Source organism: Peribacillus sp. P4_C12 (assembly GCF_056402095.1).
In genome coordinates, this window is sequence record NZ_JBFUIB010000299.1 from 1 (window position 1) to 4543 (window position 4543).

The 4543-nt window shown below is 41.9% G+C and carries 7 protein-coding genes; 6 read left to right on the forward strand and 1 reads right to left on the reverse strand.

Translation table 11 applies throughout. From position 1 onward, the window contains the following. The 5 genes from ruvB to yajC form a co-directional block, all read left to right on the forward strand. Positions 1-691, forward strand: a 691-nt coding sequence (ruvB, locus tag AC1DUW_RS21465) for a Holliday junction branch migration DNA helicase RuvB (RefSeq protein WP_477643411.1), incomplete at its 5' end; no start/stop codon positions are given. Continuing rightward, positions 688-894, forward strand: coding sequence for a DUF2905 domain-containing protein (locus tag AC1DUW_RS21470; protein ID WP_053347135.1), 207 nt, complete (start codon positions 688-690; stop codon positions 892-894). The genes ruvB and AC1DUW_RS21470, both read left to right, overlap by 4 nt. Positions 895-934: 40 nt before the next feature. Continuing rightward, the gene (gene queA / locus AC1DUW_RS21475) at positions 935-1963 is read left to right on the forward strand and encodes a tRNA preQ1(34) S-adenosylmethionine ribosyltransferase-isomerase QueA (RefSeq protein ID WP_053347134.1); all 1029 of its coding nucleotides are present in this window, start codon (positions 935-937) and stop codon (positions 1961-1963) included. Positions 1964-1999: 36 nt separating this feature from the next. Further along, a complete protein-coding gene (gene tgt, locus AC1DUW_RS21480) occupies positions 2000-3139 on the forward strand; it encodes a tRNA guanosine(34) transglycosylase Tgt (protein ID WP_056528321.1) in 1140 nt (379 codons plus the stop codon). A gap of 39 nt (positions 3140-3178) precedes the next feature. Then, complete coding sequence (gene yajC / locus AC1DUW_RS21485; protein ID WP_053347132.1) at positions 3179-3463, forward strand: preprotein translocase subunit YajC; 285 nt, start codon at positions 3179-3181, stop codon at positions 3461-3463. Positions 3464-3510: 47 nt separating this feature from the next. On the opposite strand, the gene AC1DUW_RS21490 is transcribed toward yajC, so the two are convergent. Further along, positions 3511-3882 carry a TIGR04086 family membrane protein gene (locus tag AC1DUW_RS21490; RefSeq protein WP_477643412.1) on the reverse strand — a complete coding sequence of 124 codons (372 nt, stop codon included), beginning with the start codon at positions 3880-3882 and terminating at the stop codon, positions 3511-3513. Between the two features lie 167 nt (positions 3883-4049). Here AC1DUW_RS21490 and AC1DUW_RS21495 point away from each other — a divergent pair. Next, the coding region (locus AC1DUW_RS21495; RefSeq protein ID WP_477643413.1) for a DUF421 domain-containing protein at positions 4050-4543 on the forward strand (494 nt) is incomplete at its 3' end.

Consider the following 4543-nt stretch of genomic DNA (forward strand, 5'->3'; position numbering starts at 1 on the left):
ACCCGGTGATGTGTTATTCATTGATGAAATTCACCGTTTGCCCCGTGTTGTCGAAGAAGTGCTATATCCCGCAATGGAGGATTTCTGTCTTGATATCGTAGTCGGCAAGGGACCAGAGGCACGTTCGATCAGGATCGACCTGCCTCCGTTTACCCTCGTTGGGGCCACGACAAGGGCAGGTTCGCTGTCGGCACCGCTCAGGGACCGTTTTGGCGTTTTGAGCCGTCTTGAATATTACACGGAAAATCACTTGGCTGATATCATTATCCGTACGGCAAGAATCATGGACACGGAAATGGATGATCAGGCCGCAGGCGAGCTTGCTAGAAGATCAAGGGGAACCCCAAGAATTGCAAACCGTCTTTTGCGTCGGGTCAGGGATTTCGCCCAGGTCCGTGGTGATGGGACGATAACGGCGGAACTCGCCGATTATGCACTTGAATTAATGCAGGTCGACCGTTTAGGACTCGATCATATTGACCATAAATTACTTAAAGGGATTATTGAGAAATTTCGTGGTGGTCCCGTTGGGTTGGAGACGATTGCAGCAACAATTGGTGAGGAAGCACATACGATTGAGGATGTGTATGAGCCATATCTGTTACAGGTCGGTTTTCTACAACGGACCCCAAGAGGACGAATGGCAACGCCGCTTGTTTATGAGCATTTCGAAATGGAGATGCCTGAATGATGAATGTACCAAAAATGGTTATGATACTTGGCGTGATTATATTTGTGATTGGTTTTGCGATGAAATATATACATCTTGGTAGGCTGCCTGGAGATATTTTATTCAAAAAGGGGAACACAACTTTTTACTTTCCAATCGTAACATCAATCATTGTCAGTGTAGTGTTGTCAGCTATTTTTTATCTAATCAGCCGTTTTAAATAACAAATTACTGCTTTGATAGACAGGTTAGGAAGTGGAACAGATGAAATTGGATATGTTTGATTTTCATTTACCAGAGGAACTAATTGCTCAAGTTCCTTTGGAAGATAGGGAAGCAAGTAGATTGATGGTACTAGACAAAGTAACTGGTGAGCTAAAGCATGATGTATTCAGTCATATCACGGAGTATATTAAACCTGGTGACTGTCTTGTGTTAAACGATACGAAAGTACTGCCGGCACGGCTATACGGCAGTAAAGAGGAAACAGGTGGAAAAGTAGAAGTTTTGCTGTTGAAACAAGAACATGATGATGTATGGGAGACACTTGTAAAGCCAGCGAAACGAATTAAAGAAGGCACGACAATCATCTTTGGCGATGGTAAGCTGAGTGCCGTCTGCACAGGTGTACTTGAACATGGCGGTCGAATCCTAAAGTTTCAATATGAAGGTATCTTTTATGAGATATTAGAGGAACTTGGCGAAATGCCGCTGCCTCCATATATCAAGGAACAGCTCGACGACCAAGACCGTTATCAAACGGTATATGCGCGTGAACGCGGGTCGGCTGCAGCCCCAACGGCAGGGCTGCACTTTACGGAGCATTTGCTTGAGAAACTTAAAGGCATGGGCGTTCATATCGCTTTTATCACGCTTCATGTTGGACTAGGTACGTTCCGTCCAGTTAGCGTGGACGATATTGACAGTCACGAAATGCATTCTGAGTTCTACCAAATGACCGAAGGAACAGCCCGATTACTGAATAAAGTTAAAGAAGACGGTGGGAAAATCATCACGGTCGGTACTACGTCGACGAGAACGCTGGAAACGATTGCGTCCCGTAATGATGGAGTTTTTAAGGAAGAGAGTGGCTGGACGAGCATTTTCATTTATCCTGGTTATGAATTCAAAGGGATTAATGCGATGATTACGAATTTCCATTTACCAAAATCAACTTTAATCATGCTTATCTCCGCCCTCGCAGGCAGGGAGCATGTTCTTCATGCCTATGAAACGGCTGTGGAAGAAAAATACAGGTTCTTTAGTTTTGGAGATGCAATGTTAATTAAGTAATATAAGAGTGAGATGCTCTTGAAGGGAGTTATTGCGTTGACTGCAATACGATATGAGTTAATCAAAACATGTAAACAGACAGGGGCACGGCTAGGTCGTGTTCATACGCCGCATGGTTCTTTTGAAACACCAGCATTTATGCCGGTTGGAACAATGGCTACTGTCAAAACGATGTCACCAGAAGATTTGAAACAAATGGGGGCAGGCATCATCCTAAGCAATACGTATCACTTATGGCTGCGTCCAGGACATGAAATTATCAAGGAAGCTGGCGGATTGCACAAATTCATGAACTGGGATAGGGCGATATTAACCGACTCTGGCGGTTTTCAAGTGTTCAGTTTGAGTGAATTCCGTAAAATTGAAGAAGAGGGCGTACATTTCAGAAACCATATCAATGGTGATAAATTATTCTTATCTCCGGAAAAAGCGATGGAAATACAAAATGCACTTGGCTCTGATATTATGATGGCATTCGATGAATGTCCGCCATTCCCAGCAACTGAAGAGTATATGAAGAAATCAGTTGAACGGACATCACGCTGGGCAGAACGCTGCTTGAATGCGCATGAGCGTCCAAAAGATCAAGGGTTGTTCGGTATCGTTCAGGGTGGGGAGTTTGAAAATCTTCGTAAACAAAGTGCGAAAGACCTTGTCTCCCTTGATTTCCCGGGTTATGCTATTGGAGGATTATCTGTTGGGGAACCGAAGGATATCATGAACCGTGTCCTTGAATTTACAAGTCCATTACTGCCAACTAACAAACCGCGTTACCTAATGGGAGTCGGTTCACCGGACTCATTGATTGATGGTGCGCTCCGCGGCGTCGATATGTTTGATTGCGTACTCCCTACACGTATTGCACGTAATGGTACGTTGATGACAAGCAATGGCCGACTGGTTGTGAAAAATGCGAAGTATGCTCGTGATTTTGGTCCAATAGATGAAAATTGCGATTGTCATGTTTGTAAAAATTATAGCCGGGCTTATATCCGCCATTTGATTAAATGTGAAGAAACCTTTGGTATTCGTCTTACGACTTATCATAATCTTCATTTTCTGTTAAACTTGATGGAACAGGTCAGACAAGCTATTCGAGAAGATCGCCTTGGAGACTTTAGGGAAGAGTTTTTTGAACAATATGGTTTCAATAAGCCAAATGCAAAAAACTTCTAATTCCATAAATATTTTAAAGAATGAAAGGAGTGAAGAAAAATGGGTAGTTTAACACAAATACTTCCGTTAATTTTAATGTTCGTATTGTTCTATTTCTTATTAATCCGTCCGCAACAAAAACGCCAGAAGGCTACGCGAAACATGCAAAGCAGTTTGAAAAAAGGTGATAAAGTTGCAACTATCGGCGGCATGCACGGAACAATCGATGCAATCGATGAATTGCAAATTGTCATTAAATCACCAGACGGTTCAAAGCTTACATTTGACCGTGCTGCCATCCGTGAAATTACGGAAAGCGCACCAAATAAAGAAGTAACTGTATAAGACAAACTAAAACCGGGCTATTGTGCCCGGTTTTTTGCTGTGGTTTTTTAATTGGTTCGCGATTCTGAACTCATATTTACTCCAAGCACGCCACCCATCATGGCCGTGATCACAAAACAGCCGTAATAAATCCATTGCTTGATGGTGAAAAGTGCATCATTACCTAAATATTGAAAAAGAAACACAACTAAAAGGTAAAGCAAACCAGTAMTTCCACCTAAGAAAAGTCCTTGCTTTTTCCCTTTACCTCCTGAAATAAATCCACCAATGAACAGCGATAAAAAGGACACAATCATGATCACGTATGTCAGGGATGATTCCGTCAGTGAAGTAAAACGAAGAAGGATAGAAAAGAGTAAGCTTGCGATCATCGCTATGACAAAGATGGAGCCGACGCCATAGATTACGGCGACACTCATTTTTTTAGTTTCGATGGTTATTCCTCCTTTTTAAAAGGCTGATACATTTAGCCTGTTGATGTGTTTGTACAAGCATATTCTTCTATTGGAACCTTTAGACCTGGTTTAAGAAGTTCTATAAAATTTGATAAAGAATATAGAGTAATTTTTCATTTCAAAGCCATGCTATGGATGAAGGAAGTGGTATTGAAGTGGATATCTATCTAGGCATTATTTTTCGAACGACGGTAATCTATTTAGTCATCTGGTTCCTTTTTCGAATGATGGGTAAGCGGGAAGTAGGGGAACTGAGCGTTCTTGATTTAGTGGTATCTATCATGATAGGGGACATTGCTGTGCTATCCTTTGAAGATTTGGAAAAACCGTTTATCCGACAGACTATCCCAATGTTTGTCCTTGCGATCCTCCAAATTACATTGGCATTTGCCTCATTGAAAAGTGTCAGATTTCGCTATTTCATGGACGGTCAGCCGCTGATCATCATCAATCAGGGAAAAATAGATGAAAAAGCGATGCGCAGACAACGTTATAATTTTGATGACTTATTGACTCAGCTTCGTGAACAAGGAATTATTGATATAAACGAAGTTCAATTTGCCATCCTTGAAACTACAGGAAAGCTCTCGGTGATTAAAAAAAGCGAAGAAGAAAGGTCTGAAAG